This is a genomic window from Magnetococcales bacterium (assembly GCA_015228935.1).
Classification (GTDB): domain Bacteria; phylum Pseudomonadota; class Magnetococcia; order Magnetococcales; family DC0425bin3; genus HA3dbin3.
This window is the reverse complement of the sequence record JADGCO010000036.1, coordinates 1-23,924: the sequence shown is the minus strand read 5'-3', so window position 1 is coordinate 23,924 and position 23,924 is coordinate 1. Positions and strand designations below refer to the sequence as shown.

The following is a 23,924-nucleotide window of genomic DNA, read 5'->3' as shown; positions in this document are numbered from 1 at the left end:
GGCAACCCACGGCCAACACCGCACCTCAATGACCAGCCAGGGAGGAAATGACATGTCAGGAATCGAAACCATCTTTCGCCAGTTGCAGGCGGCCAGCCAGAAGCAACCCGCCGGACAGGGATATCATATTGACATGCTGTCGGGAGAGAGTGGCGTGGCCCGGTTGATCCTCGACGATCCGGCGGCCATGCCCATCTTTCTCTGGGTCACGGGTCAAGAGCTGCTCTGCGTCACCTACCTGATGCAGGAAGACGAAGTCAAACCGGAAAGTCGCTGCCAGATGCTGGAGGCCATGCTGGGAATGAACATTCCCATGCATCTGTCGTCGTTTGGCAAATTCGACCGCCATTTTGTCCTGTTCGGTGCCCTCTCCGTCGATTCCAGTGTCGAGATAATTCTCCAGGATATCCACGCTTTGGGTGCCAATGCCCTGGAAGCCCTGGAAGCGATGGCCACCTATCTGAAATAATCCCCCCGACCGCAGCAAACGTGGTGGCAACATCATGGAACCGAAAATCGGGGATACGGCTCGGAAACCGGGAATACACTTCGGAAACCAGGAGTACTGCCCGGAAACCGGGAATACGGCCCGGAAATCGGGAATACGGTCCGGAAACCGGAAATACACTCCGGAAATCGGGAATACGGCCCGGAAACCTGAAATATACTCCGGAAACCGGGAATACGGCCCGGAAACCGGGTACTGAATGGGAACGAATTTTTTTAGAGCAGTCATACAAAACCACCAGTGGGAGATATGTATGGGACTCTTTGCCAAAATTGTCACCGCCGTGCGCGGTGGTGCGCGGGAAGTCGGTGAATCCATTGTCGATGCCAACAGCGTCCGCATTTTTGAACAGGAAATTCACGATGCCGAAAATCACTTGCAACAGGCCAGACGCGACCTGACCCAAGTAATGGCCAAGGAGATGGAAGCCAATCGGGAGTCGGCCCGCCTGGAAAAGGAAATTACCGAACATGAGGGGTATGTCGCCCAGGCTTTGGCCAAGGGCAATGAAACCCTGGCTCTGGAAGTGGCCCAACGCATTGCGGACCTGCAAGTGCAACTTGCCGACCAAAAAAAGAGTGGCGAGAATTTTGTCGCGCACGCCAAACGGCTCAAGGAGATGGTCCTGCAAACCGAACGTTCCCTGGTCGATCTGCGCCGGCAACTGGTCATGGTCAAGACCACCGAAAGCGTCCAGAAAGCCACCCAGGCCATCACCGACAATTATGCCTCGACCACCTCCCGCATCTCGACGGCCAAGGAGTCCCTGGATCGCATCCGCAACCGGCAACAGGAGCTGGATGATCGCCTCAAGGCCGGTGAAACCCTGCGCATGGAAACAACCGGCGAAGGTCTCCAGGAGCGCCTGAAACAGGCCGGCATCGGGGCCAACTCCGGCTCCGCTGCCGACATTCTGGCCCGGATCAAATCCCGCCAACAACCGGCATGATTTTCTCTTTCATCAAGGAAACAAACCCATGGCGGGCTTTTTCAAAAAAATTTTCGGATCCCGACCAGACACGGTGGAACGTTCCTTGTCGCATCCCCGTGACCTGCGCAAATCCGACATTCTGCGTTTCGGGTTTCTGGACACCCAGGCCCTGAGTGGCGGGCGTTTTCAGGTCACCGATGTCAATACCTACCTCTTCGGCAACGAGCGTCAACCCGAATTCACCCTGACCGGTGATGATGGTGCCATTGTCTATCTGGCCGTGGATGACAGCGAAGACCCTCCCCATTTTTCGGTCAGCGGTCGCCTCAAGCGGAGCGAAGTGGCCCGTCTTTTCAAGCTTGAAGAGTTTGCACGCCTTTTTGAGGACAAGGAGGGCATCCTGAGCCTGCACCGCGCTGAGGAACCGAAGACCATGACCGGGTGGACCGCCCCGCTCTATCATTTGCAGGTGGATGCTTTGAAAGGGATTTATCACAAGGGGGATTATCGGGGCAACGCCTTCTTTCCCCGGCCCCAGGAAGGGGAAGGTCTGGATTTCTACCTCCTGGCCGACGATGATGACCTCCACATGATCGAGGTGGAGGTCTACGACGGTGGCGAAACGGAAGTCTACGTAACCCGCCGCTTTCCCTTGAGCAAGATCGAGGAGATGTGGCCGGGATCTCCTGGTTGAAGTTTTTCCGGTACTCCCTGTTCATCATGGAGATCGGATCCAGCCTCTTGAGCGATAAAGCCAGAAGGCCGCCCGCTCCCGTACCGCTTGCGTCACACCCGCCATGGCACCGGGATCAGGCAGGTAACGGACCAGAAAAGGTTCGGCTTTGATGGAAATATTGACATCGGTGGTGGCAGGAATCACATCCAATCCCGCCGTGCGAAAGGTTGCCAAGGCACGCGGCATATGCAATGCCGAGGTGACCAGGATGGCCTTGTGCAGGCCGAACCGGTTCATGATCTGTTGGGATTGCAGGGCATTTTCCCGGGTACTCAGGCTTTTGGTCTCCAGCATCAAGGCTTCGGCAGGGACGCCCCAGGTCTGCAACAGGGACGCCATGGCCGCTGCCTCCGGTTCCGGAAACCCTCCACCACTGAGCAATATGCGCGGTGCCCTGCCGGCCTGGTATAAACGCAAGGCGTACAATACCCGGTCCGATGCCTCGCCGAGTTCCACTTCCAGACGGGGAAAATCAGGCATCTTGACAGCACCACCCAGAACAATGATGACATCCCTCTGGGGCAGGGCCGTGACCGGAATCGGGGGATATTGGCTCTCCAAAGGCAGGGCAAGCAGGTTGACCATCTGGGGCGTGGCAACCATCCACAACGAAAGAATCACTCCCAATCCCCATCGTCGGGCAGCAACCGGCCTTCGCCGGCTCGCATGCAAGATGACGACAAGTGCCAACAGGCCCAGGGTCAAAGGGTTGGCCACCCCCCCAAGATGGTATTTGAGCCAAAGTGGCATGTTCGTCAATTTTCCTTGTTTTCCATCATTTTTTAAGCCAAAATTCCATGCCTTGTAAGAACCACGGAAGTCAGGAAATGCACCCAAAAAACCATAAACCCATCCTGTCAAAAGAACTGATCCGGGGAACGCCCCTTTTCACTTCCCTCTCGGAACAGCAACTGGACCGCCTCCACAAGGGAATAGCCAAAGTCCGTGTTGAGGAAAAACAGTCCCTTGTACAGTGTGGTCAGGATTTTGTCCACTTTTATCAGGTGGCCAGCGGCATGATCAAACTGAACCGCATCTCCCCTTCCGGGGACGAAAAAGTCCTGCGCCTCGTGAAACCCGGGGATACATTCGGCACGGCCCTGATGTTTCTCGACAAAAAATGCTACCCCGTCAACGCCGAGGCCGTGCGTACCAGCGATGTCCTCTCCGTCAAGGCCAGCCTGTTTCTGGAAATATTGCGGGAGTCGCCCGAAACCTGCTTCAAGATCATGGGTCACCTGAGTCGGCAACTGAGCTGTCATGTGACCAGTATCGATGGTCTCTGTCTGCAATCCGCACCCTGCCGGTTGATCCGGTTTCTGCTCGACTCCCTGCCCGCCAACCCGGGCAAACTCCCCGAAATCCGTCTCGATATCCCGAAACATTTATTGGCATCACACATTTCCATCAAACCCGAAACCCTCTCCCGCATCCTGCGGGATCTGAGTGACAAAGGCATCATCGAAGTGGATCGCCGCTGCATCCGGGTCCTGGATCTGGAAGCATTCCAGCAACACGGCAACCTGTGCGAAACCATGGGGTGATCACAGAATCGCTTGTCATGCCAAAACGCCAGTCAAAGCCCCCCAAAGACTCCTTTGACACCCCATGGAAAGACATTCTTGAGGCCTATTTCAAGGATTTCCTGGCCTTTTTTTTGCCGATTGCGCATGACGACATTGATTGGGATCGCGGCTACGAATTTTTGGATACGGAGTTGGCCAGGATTACCCGTGAGGCAATAATTGGCAATCGGCACATGGACAAGCTGGTCAAGGTATGGCAACGCAATGGCAGCGAACATTGGGTTTTGATCCATATCGAAGTGCAAGGAGACCGGGTACCCGAATTTGCGGCCAGGATGTATACCTGCCAGTATCGGGCTTATGATTTGCAACAAAAACCCGTGGTTGGCTTGGCCATTCTGGCCGATGAAGAAATCGGCTGGCGTCCCTCGGAGTACAGCCGTACACTGTGGGGAAAAAGCCTGACTTACCAGTTTTTCACGGTCAAACTGCTCGATTATCTGGAACATCAAACCGAATTGGAAAATTCCGACAACCCGTTTTCTGTCGTCACGCTGGCACATCTGCATGCCAAAAAAACCAGAAATCGACCGACGGATCGCTATCAGGCAAAATTAACACTGGTCCGGAGTTTGTACAAACGGGGGTTCAGTCGTCAACAAGTTATTGATATTTTTCGCTTCATCGACTGGGTACTCAACTTGCCGAAAAACATTGACAAGCAATTTCGGCATGAGATTCTTGAATTCGAGGAGAACCAGAAAATGCCCTATATCTCAAGTGTGGAACGCATTGGTGAAGAGACAGGCCGCAAGAAAGGTCGCAAGGACGGTATTGCGGAGGTTTTACTTCGGTTGCTCCAACAACGGTTTGGTCCATTGCCCAAATCTCTTCATGACACAATGAAAACCGCCAATCTCACCACCCTGAAGCAATGGAGTGACAAAATCCTGGATGCCAAATCAATTGACGACATTTTTGCAACTTCAAAAGAGAAGAAATGATCGATCTGCAAGTGCGCGTTATCGATCTGCGGGCGCATGTTGCGGGAAGGAAGCATCAAATTTTGATATTCAAGAGGCGCTGAGCTGCTCGGCAGTCGGGCGTTTGGAGGCAAACTGGATATTGTTGCGTCCAGCGTGTTTGGCCTTGTACAGCGCGGCATCCGCTTTTTTGACCAACTCGCTGGGTTCTTCTCCGTCCATGGGAAAGAAACTGATGCCGATACTCGTGGTCACGGTCAGTTCGTGTTCTTCCAGAATAAATTTCTGGCTGAGTGAATTCAGCATGTTCTGGGAAATTTGCAGAATGTCGGCGGATCGGGTCACATTGGTCAGGATGGCGGTGAATTCATCACCACCGAGCCGGGCCACGGTGTCACTCTCCCGGACACAGGAGACCAGCCGCCGGGCCACCTGTTGCAAAAGCAGATCGCCAATGGCATGCCCGAGGGTGTCGTTGATAGCCTTGAAACGATCCAGGTCGAAGTAGAGAACAGCCACCCATTGCCGATGCCGCCGTCCCTGGATGATGGCCTGCTCCAGGCGATCCAGAAACAACTGCCGATTCGGCAAACCGGTCAGCGGATCATGGAAAGCCATGTGTTTGAGACGTTCCTCGCCTTCGCGACGCGCCGTCACATCCCGGGAAATATAAAGAATCCGTTCCGGATTCTGGTGGGTGCCTTGAATGAGGGTGGTGATGATCTTGGTATAGATGCGCTTGCCGTCAGGGGCATAGTGGAGATGCTCATCCGTCTGGGTGGTGGTGGCATGGATGGCCAAGCGGACCGGACACCGCTCTGCCGTGGGTCCCTGACAGATGGGACACAGGGAACCTTTCCCTGCCATGACTTCCTGACATTTGCGTCCCGTAATGCGCGCTGTGGGCAGCGCAGCCCGTTCGGCAAAGACCCGGTTGGAGTGATGCAGGAGAAAATCCTTGCCATTGATGACACAAAGTCCATCCTCGATGCTGTCGAGGACTGCCTCGTTGAACTCATTGGCCTGTTGCAGGGCGGCCTTGCGGGCGGAAATTTCGTTGATGTAGGCCTTGGTGTTCAGGGCAATCTTGATGCGGGAGAGCAGCTCAATGGGTTGGACGGGTTTGTGAACGAAGTCGATGGCCCCAAGGTCAAAACAACGGGCAATGAGATCCTCTTCAGTCTCACCGGTGATCATGATCACCGGAACCCGATCCGGACTGGACCACGCCCGAAGCCGTTCCAACACGGTCAGACCATCCACCTCCGGCATGTTGACATCAAGCAGGATCAGATCGACCGGCTCGGCTTCCAGCTTGGGCAATAAATACTGGGCTTCGAGCAAAAAATCGGGCTGATGCCCGGCGTCGGCAATGAGGCGACTGACCTGCTCGACTGTTTGACCATCATCATCCACGATCAGGATTGTGGCCATGAGCGTCTATCCACTCACCCCTCTTCTTTGGGCTTGAGGCTCAACCCGCCCAGGTTGGCTCCGAGGTCCTTGTTTTTGGCTGTTTTGCTCTCCAGCTTGATCTTGAGGCGCAGTTCGTTGGCCGAATCCGAGAAGCGCAAGGCGTCTTCGTAGGTAATCAACCCCTTTTCATAGAGGTTGAAGAGGGACTGGTCAAAGGTGATCATGCCCAGTTCGTTGGATTTGGACATGATTTCCTTGATGCCATGGACCTCCCCCTTGAAGATCAAATCGGAGATGAGGGGAGATTTGAGCAGAATTTCGATGGCCGCCACACGCCCCCCACCTATTTTGGGGATCAGGCGCTGCGAAACCACCGCCTTGAGGTTGAGAGACAAATCCATCAGGAGTTGTTGGCGTTTGTCGGAGGGAAACATGTTGATGATGCGGTCCAGGGCCTGGTTGGCGCTGTTGGCATGCAGGGTCGAAAGGGCCAGATGGCCGGTCTCGGCAAAATTGATGGCATGTTCCATGGTTTCGCTGTCACGGATTTCTCCGATCAGGATGACATCCGGGGCCTGACGCAGGGTGTTTTTCAAGGCGGCGTGCCAATCCTCGGTGTCCACACCGACTTCCCGCTGGGTGATCAGGCAGTTGTGGTGGGGATGGACATATTCGATGGGATCCTCGATGGTGATGATGTGACCATGGGTCATGGCATTGCGATGCCCGAGCATGGCAGCCAGCGAAGTGGATTTGCCCGAACCCGTTCCCCCCACCATCAAAACCAGCCCCGTCTTGGTCAGGACAACCTCCTTCAACACCGGAGGCAAACCCAGCTTGTCGAAATCTGGAATATCCGTCGTGATGGTCCGCAACACCATGCCGACCCGCCCCTGCTGGACAAAGGCATTGACCCGAAACCGCCCGATTCCCTGGGGATGAATGGCAAAGTTGCACTCCCGGGACAGATCGAACTCCTTGATCTGTTTTTCGGTCATGATGGAACGTGCCAGCTCCTGGGTCTGCGAGGCTGTCAAAGCCTTGTCAGCCATGGGTGTCATTTTCCCGTGTTTTTTGATGGCGGGGGGAAAGCCCACGGTGATGAACAGATCCGACCCACCCTGTTCCATCATGGTTTTCAGGGCATCCAGCATGAAGCGATTCGCATTGTCACGTTCCACGATCATCATCCCTTGCAACGATGGGTTAAAGTGGCTTTCCCAACAAATGCCGAATATCCGATCCCATGCCCAGACTGAAATCCCTGGATGCCAGGGCCACCTTGTCCTTGAGGCGAATGATCTGGGCATTCACGAAAATCCGGTTCTGGGCAACCGTATAGCTGCCGACCAGCAGGGCCTTGGCTTTGTGTTCCTGGCCGATTTTTTCAATCTCACGCGAGAGGATGAACTCCCCCTCATCCTTGCGAATGACAAGATCCTTGCGCACCTTGACCTCCATCATGGAGTACCCTCTCTGGGTAAACCGGGAGGCCATCTGCCTGGCAATGAGCCGCCCCAGGGAGGAGGTCTCTTCCAGGTTGTCCAGATTGACAAAGGTGACGGGCAGGATGGTTTGTTGAGGCATCATGCGCTCTTCCAGTTCCTGGACCATGATGTCAACAGCGGCATAGGCCGACTCGGTCAAATCCTGGGGCATGGGCTGTGTCATGGGCTGGGAGACCAGGGGCATGGTTTCCGGCGGCGGGCGCGACGCACACCCGGCTCCTGCCAACAGCGTGCCGGTCAGGATGCCAGCCACCACAACCGTGGTGCCAGGGCGCTTCATCGATCCACCACTTTCAGGGCAGGTCCGCCCGTTTCAACCAGGAGATCCCGGGAGGTGGTTCCCAGAGGCATTTTGGCATCGATGGAGGCCAGAACCTGCTTGTTTTTGACCTGGATCATGCGGGTCGTAAAATCCAGGGTATCCCGGCTGCGGGTATAACTGCCTACCACGACAGCGAAAGCCCTGTATTCATTGGAAAGCTTGTCAACATCCCGCGAGAGGACAAACTCCCCTTCCATGACCCGGATGGAAATGTCTTCGCGCAGTTTCGGCTCCACCACAGCGTAACCCTGTTGGGTCAGGCGGGAGGAGATGTGGTCGGCGACCAGGAGACCCAGTTCCGAGGTGCTGTCCACATTGGCCCGGTCCACAAAACTGGCGACCAGAATGGGTTTCTGGCGGTGAAACGAGGGGTGGTTTTTGCGCAGTTCCCCGACCAGGGAGTCGGCAATCTTGTGACTCATGTCGATCAGATCGACCTCCTGGAATGCCGGTGGCATGGGCTGCGCCACCGGCATGGGCGGTGGTGGCGGTGGTGCCGATGACAACCAAGTCTGATTGCAGCCAGCCAGGCTGGCTGCAATCAATAAAGGGAGAAGTCGAACACCGGGGTACATTTTGCGCATGGGTTTGCAATCCTGGCTATTTAAACGCATCCTTGACGTTGGCCTTGTCACGGGCCGCTTCCTTGGTGATGAGACCCTTCTGCAACAGGTCTTGCAAACCTTGTTCCAATGTTTGCATGCCGACGGCCTTGCCGGTCTGGATGGCTGAATACATTTGTGCAACCTTGTTTTCCCGGATCAGGTTGCGGATGGCACTGGTGGCGACCATGATTTCATGCACGGCGACCCGCCCGCCCCCTTTTTTCTTGAGCAGGTTTTGTGAAATGACGGCCCGCAGGGATTCGGAAAGCATGGTGCGGATCATGTCTTTTTCTGCTGCCGGGAAGACATCGACGATACGGTCGATGGTTTTGGCCGCCGAAGTGGTATGCAGGGTACCGAAGACCAGGTGACCAGTCTCGGCGGCAGTCAGGGCGAGACGAATGGTTTCCAGATCGCGCATTTCGCCAACCAGGATGACATCCGGATCCTCACGCAGAGCAGAACGCAGAGCATTGGTGAAACTCTGGGTATCCCGATGCACCTCGCGTTGATTGATCAGGCATTTGTTGGACTGGTGGACAAATTCGATGGGATCCTCGATGGTGAGGATGTGGCCGTATTCGGTTTTGTTTTTGTTGTCGATGATGGCCGCCAGGGTGGTCGATTTACCCGAGCCGGTGGGACCGGTGACCAGAACCATGCCCCGGGGCGTCTGGGCAAACTCCTTGAAAATGGCCGGAGCATTCAACTGTTCCAGCGAGAGAATCTCGGAAGGAATGGTCCGGAACACACCGCCGGCACCCCGGTTCTGGACGAAGGCATTGACACGAAAACGAGCCAGGCCAGGAATTTCAAAAGAAAAATCGGCCTCCAAATGTTCTTCATATTCTTTGCGTTGCCGATCATTCATGATGTCATAGATCATGTCATGAACCTGTTCATGCTCCAGAACCGGGACATCGATACGGCGGATATCGCCATCAACCCGGATGAGGGGCGGCATGCCTGCCGACAGATGAAGGTCGGAAGCTTTGTTTTTGACACTGAAGGCCAACAGTTCGGATATTTCCATGATTCATGATCCCCGCGACTGAAATTACATTGAAACGGGCTGACAAGGCCAAGGATACATCACCTGGGGTGACGCTCTGCTTGAAACAAAATCCCGGCTTTCTGCTACACCTGATTCTATTATCGTACACGTAAAGAATATGTTCGGGCAACCGATCCTTTCCTGCCTCCCTGCTCCCTTCCTGTCCCCCTCCTCCCTTCCAGCCTGAAAAATTGCTTCTTGCTGCATTTTCTTGTTCACGATGCCGTGAATCATGCTATACTGACTGGCTTTGTGGGAAACCGCAGGCAGCAGACATGAAGCTGTCACCGACTGGCAACCAAGGGGAACGAGAATGACTCTGGATGGTAACAAGGCCCAGGCGCTGGAAGCGGCCATGACCCAGATTGAACGGCAATTCGGCAAAGGCTCCATCATGCGTATGGATGGTGCGATCCAGGACCATGTGCCGGTCATTTCCACCGGTTCCCTCGGTTTGGATATTGCGCTTGGAGTTGGAGGATTGCCACGGGGCCGGGTGGTGGAGGTGTATGGACCGGAGGCCTCCGGCAAGACGACCCTGGCCTTGCATGTGGTGGCAGAAATCCAGAAAAAGGGGGGGGTGGCCGCCTTTGTTGATGCTGAACATGCCCTGGACCCGGGCTATACCCGGAAACTGGGGGTGAAAGTGGAAGAGTTGTTGATCTCCCAGCCGGATACCGGCGAACAGGCCCTGGAAATCACCGACATGCTCGTGCGCTCCGGGGCCGTGGATCTGGTGGTGGTGGATTCGGTGGCTGCCCTGACGCCCAAAGCCGAGCTGGAAGGGGATATGGGAGATTCCCACATGGGCTTGCAGGCCAGGCTCATGTCCCAGGCCCTCCGCAAGTTGACGGGCAGCATCTCCCGGTCCAACTCCATCGTTTTATTCATCAACCAGATTCGCATGAAAATCGGCGTCATGTTCGGCAGCCCCGAAACCACGACCGGCGGCAATGCGCTTAAATTTTATGCTTCGGTGCGCCTGGATATTCGGCGCATCAATTCAATCAAGGAAAAAGAGGATGTGATCGGCAGCCGCTGCAAGGTCAAGGTGGTCAAGAATAAAATGGCCCCCCCTTTCCGATCCGCAGAGTTTGACATCACCTATGGCGAAGGAATTTCCCTGACCGGGGAGGTCCTGGACATGGCCGTGGAAGAAAACATTCTGGAAAAATCCGGTGCCTGGTATGCCTACAAGGGCGAACGCATTGGTCAGGGGAGGGAAAACGCCAAACGTTACCTGCGCGACAATGAACCGCTCTGCCACGAATTGGAAGATCTTTTGCGCATAAAGCATGCTCTCCAACCCCGTTTCGGCGGCGGCGAGAGTGCCGACAAGGCAACCGCCAAGAATGGACCCAAAGCCACAGAGGGTGCCGATAGGGCAACCGCCAAGAACGGCTCCAAAGCCACAGAGTCATAATCCGGCAAATCGAATGAAACAGGGAGATTGATTCCTTTCATGTCCTCTCCAGTCGGCATCATCAGGGAAACCCCCATCCGGACGGAACTGGAGGACCGTTATCTCGCCTATGCCCTCTCCACGATCATCAGCCGCTCTCTGCCGGACGTTCGGGATGGACTGAAGCCGGTTCATCGGCGGATTTTGTTTGCCATGCGTGCCCTGCATCTGGATCCGGGATCGGGATTCAAAAAGTCGGCGCGGGTGGTGGGCGACGTGATCGGCAAGTTTCACCCCCACGGAGACCAGGCCGCCTATGAGGCCATGGTACGCCTGGCACAGGAGTTCGCAGTCCGCTATCCACTTGTGGATGGGCAGGGAAATTTCGGCAATATCGATGGCGATGGCGCGGCGGCCATGCGTTATACCGAGGCGCGCCTGACAAAAGTGGCACAAGCTTTGCTTGAAGATCTGGACCAGGAGACCGTCAACCTGGTTCCCACCTACGACGGCTCCCTGGAAGAACCGACCGTCTTGCCAGCGCGGTTTCCAAATCTGCTGGCCAATGGTTCCACAGGCATCGCCGTGGGTATGTCCACGTCGATCCCCCCGCATAACGTTGGGGAAATTCTTGCGGCAGCCCTGTTGTTGATCCGCAAGCCCGAGGCCACCATCGAAGAGTTGGTGGCGCTTGTTCCGGGTCCCGATTTTCCCACTGGTGGCGTACTGGTTTCGGATCAGTTGGAAATTCTCGAAACCTACCGTACAGGCCGAGGTACCTTGCGGTTGCGGGCACGCTGGAGCGTGGAAAAACTGCAACGAGGTGGTTGGCGACTCGTGATCAGCGAAATTCCATACCAGATTCCCAAGGCACGCTTGATCGAGCGTATTGCCCAGTTGATCGTCGAAAAAAAGTCGCCGTTTCTGGCCGACGTGCGTGACGAGTCCGACACGCAGTTGCGCATCGTCCTGGAACCGAAAGTCCGTAATATTGAACCGGAAAAGGTGATGGCCTACCTGTTCAAAAACACGGATCTTGAGGTACGGGTCTCCGTCAACCTGAATGTGATCACCGCCGAGGCCCGTCCAGAAGTTCTTGATCTAAAAAGGGTATTGCAGGCCTGGTTGAATCACCGGTTTGAGGTGATCACCCGCCGCAGCCGACACGAACTGGAGCGCATCCAGCAACGTCTGCATCAACTGGCCGCTTTTTTGACAGTCCATCTGAACATTGACGCTGTCATCGCCATCATCAAGGAGCATGACGATCCCGCCCCGGTTCTCATGCGCCGTTTTCATCTGGACGCGGAACAGGCCGAGGCCATTCTCAATTTGAGGTTGCGCTCTCTGCGCCGACTTGAAGAGATGGCGATCCGCAAGGAGATCACTGAAAAAGAAGAACGCGCCAATCATCTGCGATCCCTGCTGACCGATGACCAGCGCATGTGGGGTGCCGTGCAGCAGGAGGTACAGAAAACCCGCAAGGAGTTTGCCGATCCCCGCCGGACCGAACTCGGTGGCGTACCCCCGGAAATCGACCTGCGACCAGAAGATTTGATTCAGCGTGAACCCCAAACGGTCGTTTTGTCACTCATGGGTTGGGTAAAGACCCTGAAAGGCCACGATGCCGATCTTGACAAACAAAGGTTCAAAGGCGACGACGACTTGTTGATGCAGGTGAATGCCTTCTCGAATGATACCGTCACCTTTGTGGCCAGATCAGGCAAGATCTACTCCACCCTGGTGGACCGGTTGCCTTCGGGAAAAGGGTTTGGGGATCCGTTGACCGTGATTTTTGATATTGAAGGCGGAGATGCCATACGATGGGTCCTCGTGATTGAGAGTGAAAAGGAGTATTTTGTTGCGACGCGGTTGGGACAGGGATTCCGGATCAAGGGAAACGACTTTGTCGCCAATCAAAAAACCGGCAAGCAGGTTTTGTCATTCAGTGATGGGGATGAACTCCTCTCCATCCACCCCGTGCGCGGCAGCCTTGTCGGATCCATCACCCACGGACGGCGACTGCTGATTTGTGACATCAATGAGTTTCCGCTCCTGTCGCGCGGCAAGGGTGTCCGTATCCAGCGTCTGCAAAGAGACGAGCAACTGGTGGATGTCATGACTTTCAAGCCCGAGGAAGGAATCACTCTTGACTCGGGGAAACGTACCCGCCATTTTCCCGATCTGGAAAAATGGGTCGCCCCGAGAGGCAATCGCGGGACCATGTTGCCGCACGGATTCTTGAGCGGGGCCGTATTTCAGGGGAGCGGGTCGTCTCCTGACCTTGCCGGAAAGGGTCATACCGGTGATCTTGGCCTTGAGGAGGAGACCTGAAATATATTTATCGCATCATGAAATTGTTTTGGATTGACACGGAGTGGCAACTTTGGCAATGTGCGACCTTGCTGCGGAACTGATGGAGAGAATGGAATGGCAGGATTGTTTTTTTAGGAAATTGGTGTATACTGGTCCGCATTTAGGAGCCGTCACAAAAAAAGGTCAACGTTGACCACATGGGCTTCTACCCTTTCCCTTAGGAAACACAACCCTCTAAGGATGGGATCAACCTGATTAAAAGATTGTGAGGAGTTTAAGACATGAAGCAGTGGGGGATGAAAACATTGGCCAACAAGAGCACTCTGCTCGCCCTGGCAGGTATCCTGACCGTCGGAATCGCAGCGTGTGGTGGTGGTAGCAGTGGCAGTACGTCAGCCGCTGCACCGGTGGTGGGAGACGCCGCTGCCGGAAATTCCACAGTGTCCGGCTTCGCAGCCAAAGGGCCTCTGCATGGCTCGACAATCACCTACAATGGCGGCAAGGTCAGCGGGACCCCGAGCCATGGTACGTACAGCTTTAAAACAACCCTTCCGTCTGGAACAACCGCTTATACGCTGGCCTTCAGCGGCGGTACCGACGATGTGACCGGTAATACACCGATCATGGATCTGACCACCCTGGTGACCAGCGTCAGCGCGACCGTCAATGCCAACGCCATCACCTCCTTGATTGCTGCCGCTGCCGCTGCCAACGTGGGAACCGGCGGAACAATCACCCAACAAACCATTACAACCGTCGATGATGCGGTACTGGACTACTTCGGGTTCGGTGTCGATGGTGTCGCTGCCAACCCAGCCACTTTCGATCCCTTCTCCACACCCGTGACGGGCCTGACTGCACAACAAGCCGGTGAATATGCCCTGGGTCTGGAAGCCGCCGGTGAAATGTTGCGCCGGGTCCAGGCCGCCAGTGCCTCTTTTGGCAGCATGGCCAAGGTCATCGCCGACATTGGAACGGAACTCAAACTGGGTTCATTGCCCACCGTGCCAACCAATCCGGCTTTGATGAATACCCTGTATCTGGCTGCGGCTGATGTGGCCAATCAGGTGATCAATCGGAATCTGACCGTTGGCGTCAATGCCATCCCGCTCACCTCCGTCGCGACGGCCTACGGCACGACGCTCGGTACCAGCGCTCCGAATCTGACCTCAACGTTGGCATCGACTTCCTTGAAGCTGGTAGGTGCTGCAAAAATCCTCTGGCAAACCGCCGGTGCCCTGCTCGGCTCGACAAGCACCGAGGGTGCCAAGTATCTGAGTGCAGCCGCAGCCCTGACCGCAACTTCAACACTCACCGATCTGATGACGCAGATCAAAAATCTCTCCACCACGGCCATCAACTCGACCGTGTTGGCCAGCACAGCCACACAGTCCTCAACAGCAGCAGCCACCGCCGCTGCCGCAGCGGGTGATGTGGCTGTCAAAGGCAGCACCGTGTTCCTGAACGGTGCCTCCGGTAAGTTGTCCGTCCGGGATGTCAACTCAGGTGGCAGCACCGTTGTGTTGTCCACCGATGCGCCGACATTCAGCGGCTCGACGGTTACCGTCAACATTCCATCCACCTCGACGATCAACGGCCAAAACCTGGCCAAGTTGACCACCGTCAAATATCCGGGTGACCAGCGCGATCCAGGCGCACAGGCCGTTCCGCCCTCGATCAACTTTGCCCTGACCAACATTCCTGTCGTCAGAGGTACTGCAACGGTTTCGTTGCTGCTGAAAGATGGCACGACGGCAACCAGAGCTGCTTCCGAACGCTATATCAGTGCTACCTATGACATGCAGTACGAAGCAGATGGCAAAAACCTGAAGCTGACCCTGCCTGCCAACGGTACCGCTACGGTCACCTACTACCAACAAAATTCCACGGCGGCTTCGACCCTCACCGTAACCAACGCAGCCTTTGACAGCGTACTCGTTGGCTCCAATGGTTTCACCAACCAGTCAGGCGCAACGGTGACCACTGGAACAGAGACAGGTGCCACCGGCAGCACCAACGAAGCCAAAATGGAGGCCAAGATTTTCAGCCTCTATAATGCAAACTCAACCCTGGCTTCGGTCCTGAATGCGGCCGTTACCCAAGGCTCCTACTTCTACCAGATCAAGTTGGCTGGCCTCCCCATGGGGTTCGATGCCACTGGCAACGGCTCATTGACGGATACCGGCGACGGCAAGTTTGACACGATTCAGGGTTCCTTCACTGTGAAGTAAACTGCATCGAGTTGCTGTTTGTTCTTGCAAAGGAGTGTGCATCTTGCACACTCCTTTTTTCTTTGAAGCAACTGCGCAGCATCATGTCCCACACTTTCTTCATGATCCATCGCCAATCGACAACGCTCTCGGTGCCCGGTCTCCTCGTGTCCACAAGAGGGTGCCATACATGAATAAAAATATTATGATATCCCCCCGATGGGCTGTTTGACGAAAACCTGATCAAGACCGCGAACGGCGTCGCCACATGTCACCAGAGAGGGGACAGTTGATTTTGCGCTCCAAATTTGTTTCAGAACGAAAGACCGGAAGATGGTGTATCGCTTTCTTGATATTTGCCTGGGGAAGCACCGAATGTTCGTTACAGGCCATTGGAGCGCCGCTTGATGAATTCCTCACGGCCCAACGTGGATACCCTCCCCTGCATGGCGAATTTGAACTTTCACTGGATATGATGAACAATAAGGTCGATTTTGCCAACCTGCGCGACAAGGATCTGGAATATGCCAATACCAATGTGGGAGATTACAAAGGAGGGCATCTCTCAGCCGGTCTGGCTTTGACACGCCGTCTCTGGATCGATGGTTCGATCTGGAGTCGCGTATTACAGACGCCCCAGGATCCACTGGACGGTCTCAGTTGGCAAAGGTCTATTCAGTATCAGATGACCATCAACCTGGGAAAATTACCAGCCCTGGGCATCCGCTTCACGCAATGGGGAAACTGGGCCAAGGAAGTCAACCGGAAAACATCCTCCATCACCTTGGACGGAACAGCCATGGAAGGAACGTCCGTGCGTAATGTCCGCCTGGAAAAACCGGGTGATGAGCAAACTCAACTGGACCTGATCGGAACCTGGAATATCGGCCCCAGAGATTCATTTTCCCTGTTTATCGGCGGTGGCACCAGTCAGATTGGATTCAAAAAATTTGTTGCCAACATGGGCAGGGATTGCGAATACAGCCTGGATTCCCCCTCCAAATATGAACTCACCGGCCAGTTGGTCTCCGGCGATGCCGGCATTTGTCAACTGATCGGCTTTCATATCGTGGACCTGGAACCCAAATATCCGGGACCTGACATGTTGAACATGCGTTACAAAGCTACCTACCACCATTTTGGCGGAACATATCTGTGGTTTACCGACAGATGGAGATTTCGCGCCGGTGCCCGATACGAAAGAGTCAACCGCCAAATGGATGAAGACCTGAAAAATTCCGGCATTCCCTATTATGACTCCAACACGATCATCTCAACGGAATTTGGCTATAAACCTTTCAAAAGTATCGGCTTCTTTCTCAGGACCCAAATGATGGAGCATCAGCTCCTCAGCGAAGTGCCGTTTTCCTACAACAAATACACATCCTCCCGATTCAATCGCCAGTATGGTCTGATCAGCATGGGCATTCAGGGAGGGTTTTGATCCTGGCAGGAAAAGAAACCTTGGCAGGCAGGTTAAATTCTGGTAGCGTCCAGGGTTTCGTCCTGACAAAGAAAATGGTCCGACATGCACAGCAGACTTTATGGAATCATCCTGATGATTGTGGCCCTGGTCACGCTTTTTCCTCCGCGGGAAATGATGGCCGAGGATGATAGGGATGTGGGCGCAGGCTTGCTGAACATTCTGCGAGGAGGAGGAAAAAAATCCTCCGGCGGTTTGCTTGATTTTCCCTCCACTGGAGCAGAAGGTGGTGGTGGTGGGTCGTCCAATATGGACGGTGACATGGATCCGGGTCAACCAACCAGCGGTGACCAAGGCAAGGAAACAAAAACTGACAAGATTCCCATTCCTCAAGAAAGCGCTCTGAACAGGGTTCACCCAGCTCGTCTGCCAATCCCTGAGCCGGGACCTGTCATCAGATCCGGAAGAAACAAAGGTGCAGAAATCCACCCTGAGTCCACACATGCTTTCCGAGAATCTCGTCCTTCCACCCCCCAGGCACTCAGGCAGTTTGGCTACGATCTCTTCGATGGAACACCGTCGTCCTTTGCCCCGGTAACAAGTATTCCCATTCCAACCAACTACGTGGTCGGACCAGGCGATTCAATCCAGATTCAGATGTCGGGGAAAGCATTTCAGAGCCATAACCTCAAGGTCAATCGCGAAGGGATGGTCAACTTTCCTGGAATCGGCCTCATACCCGTGGCAGGGGTCACTTTTCTTGAACTCAACAGTTTGTTTGCCGAACGCATCAAATCCCAACTGATCGGGTACGAATTGAGCCATGTCTCCATGGGAACCTTGCGTTCCATGCGTGTGTTTGTCCTGGGTGATGTCCGACGCCCCGGTTCCTTCACCGTCAATGCCCTCTCCACCATGATCAACGCCTTGTTCGCCAGCGGTGGTGTCACGCCCATGGGATCGTTGCGTAACATCCAACTGAAACGTGGTGACCAGGTCGTGACAACACTGGACTTGTACGACCTGCTCATGCGGGGCGATGCCAGTCATGATACTCGATTGGTGGATGGCGATGTCATCTTCGTACCATCCATCGGTCCCACGGTCGGAATCGAAGGCGAGGTTCACCGGCCTGGAATCTTCGAACTGAAAAATGAAAAAACCGTCCAGGATGTCTTGAAAATTGCCGGTGGCTTTCTCCCATCAGCCCATAAAAAAGGCGTGCAACTGGAACGTATTCAAGAAGGCAAAGGACGCCGCGTGCTGGCCCTGGATCTCGGCCAAAACGGGTTGACCAAAACCCGGGTCCAAAATGGCGATACCATCCGCATCCAGTCCGTTCTTGAAAAAATGGATGATGTGGTCACTTTGACCGGTCATGTCGAACGTTCAGGTCCCTACGAATGGCGAGCAGGCGTGCGCCTGACCGACATCATCCCCTCCCCCCGTCTCCTCCAGGAAAATCCCGACCTCGGGTACGTCCTCATTCGCCGCGAAGTTGGCGGCAGTCATCGCTGGAAAATTTTCTCCACCCGGTTGGACCAAGCCCTCGCCGACCCCAAATCCACCTATAATATCCCTCTCCAATCCCGGGATGAAATCCTGGTCCTGGGGTTGAATGAAGATCGGGCCAAAACCCTGGAACCCTGGATCACCGAACTGCGCCGCCAAACGGCATCCGATCAATTGGAACCCGTCGTCGCCATCGAAGGCAACGTCCGCTTCCCCGGTATCTATCCCCATGCCCAAGGCATGCATGTTTCAGAATTGCTCCGCTCAGCCGCCGAAACCTTGCCAGGAACCGATCTCGATTATGCCCTCCTGGTCCGGGTCCTGGACAAGGATGGCCGTATCGCCCCGATTTCAATCCGGTTGCGGGATATTCTTGGCAATGAAGGTTCACCCAGCGACATTCTCGTGCGCGCCGAAGACAAACTCATCGTGTTTGCCAGCAGCAACTATTTTGAAGAATATGCGCCCGGTCAAAGCCGAAAAGGATTGTTCTTTCGTGACCTGAAAATACCCGGCCAGGGAGGCGGCCCGGATCGCATCCCTGAAAAAGAACAAAAAAACAATCCTTTCACTGCCCCGGCCAATGCCCCTCCCACCCGCGCCGAAGAGTTCTTCAATGCCAACTCGGCCAAAAAAATGCGCGGTTCCGGTAACAGTTTTTATCCAAAGGAAAGCAATACGAGTGACGATGAAAAATCCCTTTCGCAAGCACTGATGGCCGGTGGTGCCGATTTTTCGGGTCGCAATGCCGGAGGATATTTTGGCCGCCAAGGCATGATCAACAATCGACAACTCCAGCAGCCCGGTACCCAGGAATCCACCAGCTCTCCAGCCAATGTTCTCCAGGGTGGAGGAACCGGTTCGGCAGCAACCGCCTCGGACGCAGCAAAGGAAGAACTGCCCCAGAACGCCATTTTTGGTCAATTCAACCAACGTGAACGCTTCAAGCAGTTCCGCCAGACCGTCACAGACCTGCCAGCCTTCATGACCGGTGGCATGCCAAAAGAAGATGCCAAGGAAAAATTTTCTTTCCTCAAAGTGCCCACCAACTCCCCGGAATTGGCCGACCACTTTTACAGTTGGTCGCGGCGCACCCGCGAAGGATTGCTGAAGCCCGTCCTCGAACAACTCCAGGCCCAAGCCACCTTTTCCCAACCCTCCCGAATCGTCGGCGTCTCGGGCATGGTCCGCTTTCCCGGTCGCTATCCCCTGGAAGAAAACATGCGCATCAGCGACCTGATTCGGGCCGGTGGCTGGATGGCTGAACCGGCCTATACCCTGGAAGCAGAAATCACACGCTTCTACGTCGTCGATAACAAAAACCGGGAAATGGAACATTTGCGCGTCGTCCTGAACGATGTTTTGTCAGGAAATCCTGCCGCCGACCTGGAATTGCATCCTTTCGATACCCTGACCATCAAGCCGGTCCCCAACTGGTCAGGAACCATGCGTGTCTCCATCCAGGGAGAGGTTCGTTTCCCCGGTACCTATCCAGTCAAAAAAGGGGAAACACTCAAGCAATTGATCGAACGTGCCGGCAACCTGACCGAGTTTGCGTTCCCGGAAGGGGCCATATTCCTGCGGGAAGACCTGAAAGAAAGAGAACGCAAAGAGATGGAAGCCCTGGCCAATCGTCTGGAAATGGAAATTGTCAAATTTACCATGATCCACGCCAGATCCAACTTCAATACCGAAAAAAATCAAGGCATGGCCGTCGATCCGGCTGTTCTGGGTATCATGATGGCACAATTGAAAGAGACCCATCCCCAGGGTCGATTGGCCATTGACCTGCCAGCCATCCTGGAGGGAGCGGCCGATGACAAGGCACCCGTGGCCGACTCCTTCTTCTGGGATTTTAATAAAAAAGCCAATGTCTCCATCCGATTGCGGGATGGTGACCAGATTTTGCTGCCCCCGAGAAGCAGCGAAGTGACCGTATTGGGTGAGGTCAACTATCCCACCTCCCACCAATACCGCCAAGGCAAGTCACCCGAAGATTACATCAGCCTGAGTGGTGGTTTCAGCAGCAATGCCGACAAGGATGGCCTGTATATCGTCAAGGCCAACGGTCAGGTCATTCCCAAAAACGATAACAGCATTTTTGGTTCAGCGTGGTTCAACATGGGCAGTCCGGACGTGACACCTGGAGATACTGTCGTCGTGCCACTCAAGACCGATCAGGTCGAAATCATGCAATTCCTGAAAGAGGTCTCCAGTATTCTCTACAATCTGACCATCACCACGGCTGCCATCAAACAGCTTGGTATCGTTGGAAAGTAGTCCTTTCCATGAACCGATTCCTGTCATGAATAGATCCATGTCCATGCGTGTACTGGGGCAGTTGCCCTGGATTTTGTTGGGACTGGCAGGTGCCTTTGCCCTGGGCACCATCGCCCTGCATCGCGGCGAAACCATCAATGCACTCTGGATCGTCGTCGCCGCCCTGGCGGTCTATCTGGTCAGCTATCGATATTACAGTCTTTTCATCGCCAATCGGGTCATGCGCCTCGATCCTCTGCGCCTGACCCCTGCCATCCGTAAAAATGACGGCCTGGATTTTGTCCCCACCAACAAATATGTCCTTTTCGGCCATCATTTTGCCGCCATTGCCGGGGCCGGTCCCCTGGTTGGTCCGGTTCTCGCGTCACAAATGGGCTACTATCCGGGCATGATGTGGCTGCTTTTCGGTGTCGTTCTGGCCGGTGCGGTCCAGGATTTCATGATTCTCTTCATCTCCATGCGCCGGGACGGGCGTTCCCTCGGGGAATTGATCAAAACGGAAATGGGTGAAGTGCCGGGGATCATCGCCCTGTTTGGCACCTTCATGATCATGGTGATCCTGCTGGCGGTCCTGGCCCTGATTGTGGTCAAGGCGCTGGCCGAAAGTCCCTGGGGAACCTTCACAGTCGCCGCCACCATCCCCATCGCCCTGTTCATGGGCGTCTATCTGCGTTTCCTGCGCCCCGGTTGCATCGGCGAGGTTTCCCTCCTGGGTTTCGTGTTGCTCATGGCCTCCATCGTGATCGGAGGCTGGGTCATGCAGAGTCCAACCTGGGCACCGCTCTTTACCTTCAGTGCCCAGGATTTGACCTGGATGCTGATTGCCTACGGCTTTTTTGCCTCGGTGTTGCCGGTCTGGCTGCTCCTGGCACCCCGGGATTACCTCTCCACCTTTCTCAAAATCGGCACCATCTTCGGCTTGGCCATCGCCATCATCCTGGTGGCTCCCCCCATGAAAATGCCGGCCTTCACCCAATTTACCGATGGCACCGGCCCGGTCTGGTCCGGTACCCTCTTTCCGTTTTTATTCATCACCATCGCTTGCGGGGCGGTTTCCGGTTTTCATTCACTCATTGCCTCGGGCACCACCCCCAAAATGTTGGAAAATGAACTCCACGCCCGTTTTATCGGTTATGGCGGCATGCTCATGGAAGCCTTTGTCGCCATCATGGCCCTGGTGGCCGCCGGCTGTATCGAACCCGGCATCTATTTTTCCATGAACAGCCCCACCGCCATCCTGGGACCCACCGTCCAGAATGCCGCCCAGGCCATCGGTCAATGGGGATTTGTCGTCACTCCCGAAATGATCCAGCAAACCGCCACCGATGTCGGCGAAACAACCATTCTCTCCCGAACCGGCGGTGCCCCCACCCTGGCCGTGGGCATGGCCGCCATCTTCTCCCAGCTTTTTGGCGGCAAGGAGATGATGGGATTCTGGTACCACTTTGCCATCCTTTTCGAGGCCCTGTTCATCCTGACTGCGGTCGATGCCGGAACCCGGGCAGGCCGTTTCATGTTGCAGGACTTGCTTGGATTTTTTTTCAAGCCCCTCAAACAGACCGGCTCCTGGACCGGCAACCTGCTGGCCACGTTCCTTTGTGTGAGTGCCTGGGGATATTTTCTCCATCAGGGGGTGGTGGATCCCTTCGGCGGCATCAACACCTTGTGGCCCCTGTTCGGGATTGCCAATCAAATGCTCGCCAGTATTGCCCTGATTTTCGCCACGGTGGTGCTTTTCAAGATGAAACAGGATCGTTATGCCTGGGTGACCGCCCTGCCCACCCTCTGGCTCCTGATCAGTACCCTGACCGCCGCCTGGCAAAAAATTTTCCATCCCAATCCCAGAATCGGTTTCCTGGCCCATGCCGCACGGTTTCAGGATTATCTGGCCAGGAATGAAATTCTGGCCCCGGCCAAATCCCTGGATCAAATGCACCAGATCATCTTCAACGACCGGGTCGATGTCTCCCTGGCCATTTTGTTCATGTCCGTGGTCTTGATCATCCTGGGTTTTGGCATCCGGTCTTGCATCCTGGCACGCCGCAGTGCCCAACCAACAACCCGGGAACTCCCGGAAAATCCACAGTTGGCTTGCGGATAAACAGGGAAATGCGCCAACGCCTGCGCCACTACTGGGCCCTGTTCAGCAAGGCGGCCCGCCTTGTCGTCGGAATGCCAGACTATGAAAATTATGTGCAACACCAACGGCAACACCACCCAGAGCAACCTGTCATGACCCTTGCGGCTTTTGTCCAGGAACGACAGGAAGCCCGCTATGGAGGACGTGGAGGGCGACCTGGGCGGTGCTGTTGAGAAAAGAGCTTCTCGCACGTGCCAAAAAGCACGGATTCACGGAATCCCAATTCAAATTGGTTCAAGCAGAAATTGGATAAAAAATAATGCCAGTTCGTCAGAAAGATATCGCGAGTTTTGATCTTTCGGGTCACGATCAGATTTTTGGCCATGCGGATGGTTTGCATATCCATGTCAGGTGGAAAAAGCCCAATCCGGCGTCCTGTACGAACGTTTCTGATGCCTCTTGGGGTGGAGTTTTGCTTTACATAAAAAAAACCCTGATCTGGGGTGAAATTGATGGCACCGATCTCCATTATCTGGAATGGGACTGGATTGGTTTTCTGCGCCATCTTTCAGTGGCATGGCCTTATTTGACTTGTGAACAGGACTATCCGGCGATTTTCAACTTTCATCGTGAGAAGATGCCGACACATCCGGGTCAATTCCAGGCTTGTGTGGAACGTCATTGGCGAGAAAACAGAAACTCTCCGAATCAACAACAACAAGAAGAGGCTTTGTTCGATTTCCTGCATCTTCATGATTTGTCTTCCGGGTTGCCGGATACCGGAATCGACTCACTGGTGCTGTTGCGACAAGGCAAGTCACTCTTGATCGGATCTGGTCACCAGAATTGGCTGTTGAATTGGCAGCAATGCATGGATGCCTTGGCAAAATTTGGTGATCAGATTGCGTTGCGCGTGGAACACATTGATGATGCCCGTTTGCAAGATATCCTGACTCGGTGGCACAATCGCGACCAGATAGACCCCATCCTGAAATGGCAACTGGCAGCCAATGATGACGACTCTCATGCCATGATCAACGATGCCCTGGGAACGGATTGTACTGGTTCAGCGTGAATCCGACAAACGACCATCGCGGATAAGCTACTTTTCA

The 23,924-nt window shown here is 54.8% G+C and carries 19 protein-coding genes; 13 read left to right on the top strand and 6 right to left on the bottom strand.

All coding sequences use genetic code 11. The annotated features are described in order from the left end of the window. Positions 1-52 precede the first annotated feature (52 nt). The 3 genes from HQL65_10390 to HQL65_10380 all read left to right on the top strand — a co-directional run bounded on the left by HQL65_10390 (position 53) and on the right by HQL65_10380 (position 2,133). Positions 53-469 (top strand): DUF2170 family protein, encoded by a 417-nt coding sequence (locus HQL65_10390; GenBank protein ID MBF0136638.1) that lies wholly within the window; start codon positions 53-55, stop codon positions 467-469. A gap of 292 nt (positions 470-761) precedes the next feature. Then, positions 762-1,457: a PspA/IM30 family protein gene (locus HQL65_10385; GenBank protein MBF0136637.1), complete on the top strand. Its 696-nt coding sequence runs from the start codon at positions 762-764 to the stop codon at positions 1,455-1,457. 28 nt (positions 1,458-1,485) lie between these two features. Then, positions 1,486-2,133, top strand: coding sequence for a hypothetical protein (locus HQL65_10380; protein MBF0136636.1), 648 nt, complete (start codon positions 1,486-1,488; stop codon positions 2,131-2,133). A gap of 24 nt (positions 2,134-2,157) precedes the next feature. Here HQL65_10380 and HQL65_10375 read toward each other — a convergent pair whose 3' ends face one another. Then, positions 2,158-2,925: a YdcF family protein gene (locus tag HQL65_10375; GenBank protein ID MBF0136635.1), complete on the bottom strand. Its 768-nt coding sequence runs from the start codon at positions 2,923-2,925 to the stop codon at positions 2,158-2,160. A gap of 77 nt (positions 2,926-3,002) precedes the next feature. Here HQL65_10375 and HQL65_10370 point away from each other — a divergent pair, with 77 nt between their 5' ends. Continuing rightward, positions 3,003-3,719, top strand: a complete 717-nt coding sequence (locus HQL65_10370) for a Crp/Fnr family transcriptional regulator (protein ID MBF0136634.1) — start codon at positions 3,003-3,005, stop codon at positions 3,717-3,719. A 17-nt stretch (positions 3,720-3,736) separates the two neighbouring features. Then, on the top strand, positions 3,737-4,705 hold the full coding sequence (locus HQL65_10365; protein MBF0136633.1) for a DUF4351 domain-containing protein: 969 nt from the start codon (positions 3,737-3,739) through the stop codon (positions 4,703-4,705). Positions 4,706-4,774: 69 nt separating this feature from the next. Here the strand turns inward: HQL65_10365 and HQL65_10360 are convergent, their stop codons facing one another. Genes HQL65_10360 through HQL65_10340 form a run of 5 tightly spaced genes read right to left on the bottom strand, consistent with a single transcriptional unit; the run spans position 4,775 to position 9,568 of the window. Further along, positions 4,775-6,118: a diguanylate cyclase gene (locus HQL65_10360; GenBank protein ID MBF0136632.1), complete on the bottom strand. Its 1,344-nt coding sequence runs from the start codon at positions 6,116-6,118 to the stop codon at positions 4,775-4,777. Positions 6,119-6,132: 14 nt separating this feature from the next. After that, on the bottom strand, positions 6,133-7,254 hold the full coding sequence (locus HQL65_10355) for a PilT/PilU family type 4a pilus ATPase (protein ID MBF0136631.1): 1,122 nt from the start codon (positions 7,252-7,254) through the stop codon (positions 6,133-6,135). Between the two features lie 52 nt (positions 7,255-7,306). Next, complete coding sequence (locus HQL65_10350) at positions 7,307-7,888, bottom strand: hypothetical protein (protein MBF0136630.1); 582 nt, start codon at positions 7,886-7,888, stop codon at positions 7,307-7,309. After that, positions 7,885-8,514: a hypothetical protein gene (locus HQL65_10345; GenBank protein MBF0136629.1), complete on the bottom strand. Its 630-nt coding sequence runs from the start codon at positions 8,512-8,514 to the stop codon at positions 7,885-7,887. The genes HQL65_10350 and HQL65_10345 overlap by 4 nt, the downstream gene beginning before the upstream one ends. Positions 8,515-8,530: 16 nt before the next feature. Beyond that, positions 8,531-9,568 (bottom strand): type IV pilus twitching motility protein PilT, encoded by a 1,038-nt coding sequence (locus HQL65_10340; GenBank protein MBF0136628.1) that lies wholly within the window; start codon positions 9,566-9,568, stop codon positions 8,531-8,533. A gap of 334 nt (positions 9,569-9,902) precedes the next feature. Here HQL65_10340 and recA point away from each other — a divergent pair, with 334 nt between their 5' ends. The 8 genes from recA to HQL65_10300 all read left to right on the top strand — a co-directional run bounded on the left by recA (position 9,903) and on the right by HQL65_10300 (position 23,887). Next, positions 9,903-11,012 (top strand): recombinase RecA, encoded by a 1,110-nt coding sequence (gene recA, locus HQL65_10335; GenBank protein ID MBF0136627.1) that lies wholly within the window; start codon positions 9,903-9,905, stop codon positions 11,010-11,012. A 39-nt stretch (positions 11,013-11,051) separates the two neighbouring features. Next, positions 11,052-13,325: a DNA topoisomerase IV subunit A gene (parC, locus tag HQL65_10330; protein MBF0136626.1), complete on the top strand. Its 2,274-nt coding sequence runs from the start codon at positions 11,052-11,054 to the stop codon at positions 13,323-13,325. A gap of 263 nt (positions 13,326-13,588) precedes the next feature. Next, complete coding sequence (locus HQL65_10325) at positions 13,589-15,538, top strand: hypothetical protein (GenBank protein MBF0136625.1); 1,950 nt, start codon at positions 13,589-13,591, stop codon at positions 15,536-15,538. A 451-nt stretch (positions 15,539-15,989) separates the two neighbouring features. Continuing rightward, a complete protein-coding gene (locus HQL65_10320; GenBank protein MBF0136624.1) occupies positions 15,990-16,961 on the top strand; it encodes a hypothetical protein in 972 nt (323 codons plus the stop codon). 84 nt (positions 16,962-17,045) lie between these two features. Continuing rightward, on the top strand, positions 17,046-20,732 hold the full coding sequence (locus HQL65_10315) for an SLBB domain-containing protein (protein MBF0136623.1): 3,687 nt from the start codon (positions 17,046-17,048) through the stop codon (positions 20,730-20,732). A gap of 43 nt (positions 20,733-20,775) precedes the next feature. After that, positions 20,776-22,833, top strand: coding sequence for a carbon starvation protein A (locus HQL65_10310; protein ID MBF0136622.1), 2,058 nt, complete (start codon positions 20,776-20,778; stop codon positions 22,831-22,833). An 8-nt stretch (positions 22,834-22,841) separates the two neighbouring features. After that, entirely contained in the window at positions 22,842-23,045 is a 204-nt protein-coding gene (locus tag HQL65_10305) for a putative selenoprotein (protein ID MBF0136621.1), read from the top strand. Positions 23,046-23,284: 239 nt separating this feature from the next. Beyond that, positions 23,285-23,887, top strand: coding sequence for a hypothetical protein (locus HQL65_10300; GenBank protein ID MBF0136620.1), 603 nt, complete (start codon positions 23,285-23,287; stop codon positions 23,885-23,887). The last annotated feature ends 37 nt before the right edge of the window (positions 23,888-23,924 follow it).

What these genes read in the sequence shown, in the direction of transcription:
- HQL65_10390 (MBF0136638.1), top strand. Translation starts at nt 53, where the DNA reads ATGTCAGGAATCGAAACCATCTTTCGCCAGTTGCAGGCGGCCAGCCAG.
- HQL65_10385 (MBF0136637.1), top strand. Translation starts at nt 762, where the DNA reads ATGGGACTCTTTGCCAAAATTGTCACCGCCGTGCGCGGTGGTGCGCGG.
- HQL65_10380 (MBF0136636.1), top strand. Translation starts at nt 1,486, where the DNA reads ATGGCGGGCTTTTTCAAAAAAATTTTCGGATCCCGACCAGACACGGTG.
- HQL65_10375 (MBF0136635.1), bottom strand. Translation starts at nt 2,925, where the DNA reads ATGCCACTTTGGCTCAAATACCATCTTGGGGGGGTGGCCAACCCTTTG.
- HQL65_10370 (MBF0136634.1), top strand. Translation starts at nt 3,003, where the DNA reads ATGCACCCAAAAAACCATAAACCCATCCTGTCAAAAGAACTGATCCGG.
- HQL65_10365 (MBF0136633.1), top strand. Translation starts at nt 3,737, where the DNA reads ATGCCAAAACGCCAGTCAAAGCCCCCCAAAGACTCCTTTGACACCCCA.
- HQL65_10360 (MBF0136632.1), bottom strand. Translation starts at nt 6,118, where the DNA reads ATGGCCACAATCCTGATCGTGGATGATGATGGTCAAACAGTCGAGCAG.
- HQL65_10355 (MBF0136631.1), bottom strand. Translation starts at nt 7,254, where the DNA reads ATGCTGGATGCCCTGAAAACCATGATGGAACAGGGTGGGTCGGATCTG.
- HQL65_10350 (MBF0136630.1), bottom strand. Translation starts at nt 7,888, where the DNA reads ATGAAGCGCCCTGGCACCACGGTTGTGGTGGCTGGCATCCTGACCGGC.
- HQL65_10345 (MBF0136629.1), bottom strand. Translation starts at nt 8,514, where the DNA reads ATGCGCAAAATGTACCCCGGTGTTCGACTTCTCCCTTTATTGATTGCA.
- HQL65_10340 (MBF0136628.1), bottom strand. Translation starts at nt 9,568, where the DNA reads ATGGAAATATCCGAACTGTTGGCCTTCAGTGTCAAAAACAAAGCTTCC.
- recA (MBF0136627.1), top strand. Translation starts at nt 9,903, where the DNA reads ATGACTCTGGATGGTAACAAGGCCCAGGCGCTGGAAGCGGCCATGACC.
- parC (MBF0136626.1), top strand. Translation starts at nt 11,052, where the DNA reads ATGTCCTCTCCAGTCGGCATCATCAGGGAAACCCCCATCCGGACGGAA.
- HQL65_10325 (MBF0136625.1), top strand. Translation starts at nt 13,589, where the DNA reads ATGAAGCAGTGGGGGATGAAAACATTGGCCAACAAGAGCACTCTGCTC.
- HQL65_10320 (MBF0136624.1), top strand. Translation starts at nt 15,990, where the DNA reads ATGATGAACAATAAGGTCGATTTTGCCAACCTGCGCGACAAGGATCTG.
- HQL65_10315 (MBF0136623.1), top strand. Translation starts at nt 17,046, where the DNA reads ATGCACAGCAGACTTTATGGAATCATCCTGATGATTGTGGCCCTGGTC.
- HQL65_10310 (MBF0136622.1), top strand. Translation starts at nt 20,776, where the DNA reads ATGCGTGTACTGGGGCAGTTGCCCTGGATTTTGTTGGGACTGGCAGGT.
- HQL65_10305 (MBF0136621.1), top strand. Translation starts at nt 22,842, where the DNA reads ATGCGCCAACGCCTGCGCCACTACTGGGCCCTGTTCAGCAAGGCGGCC.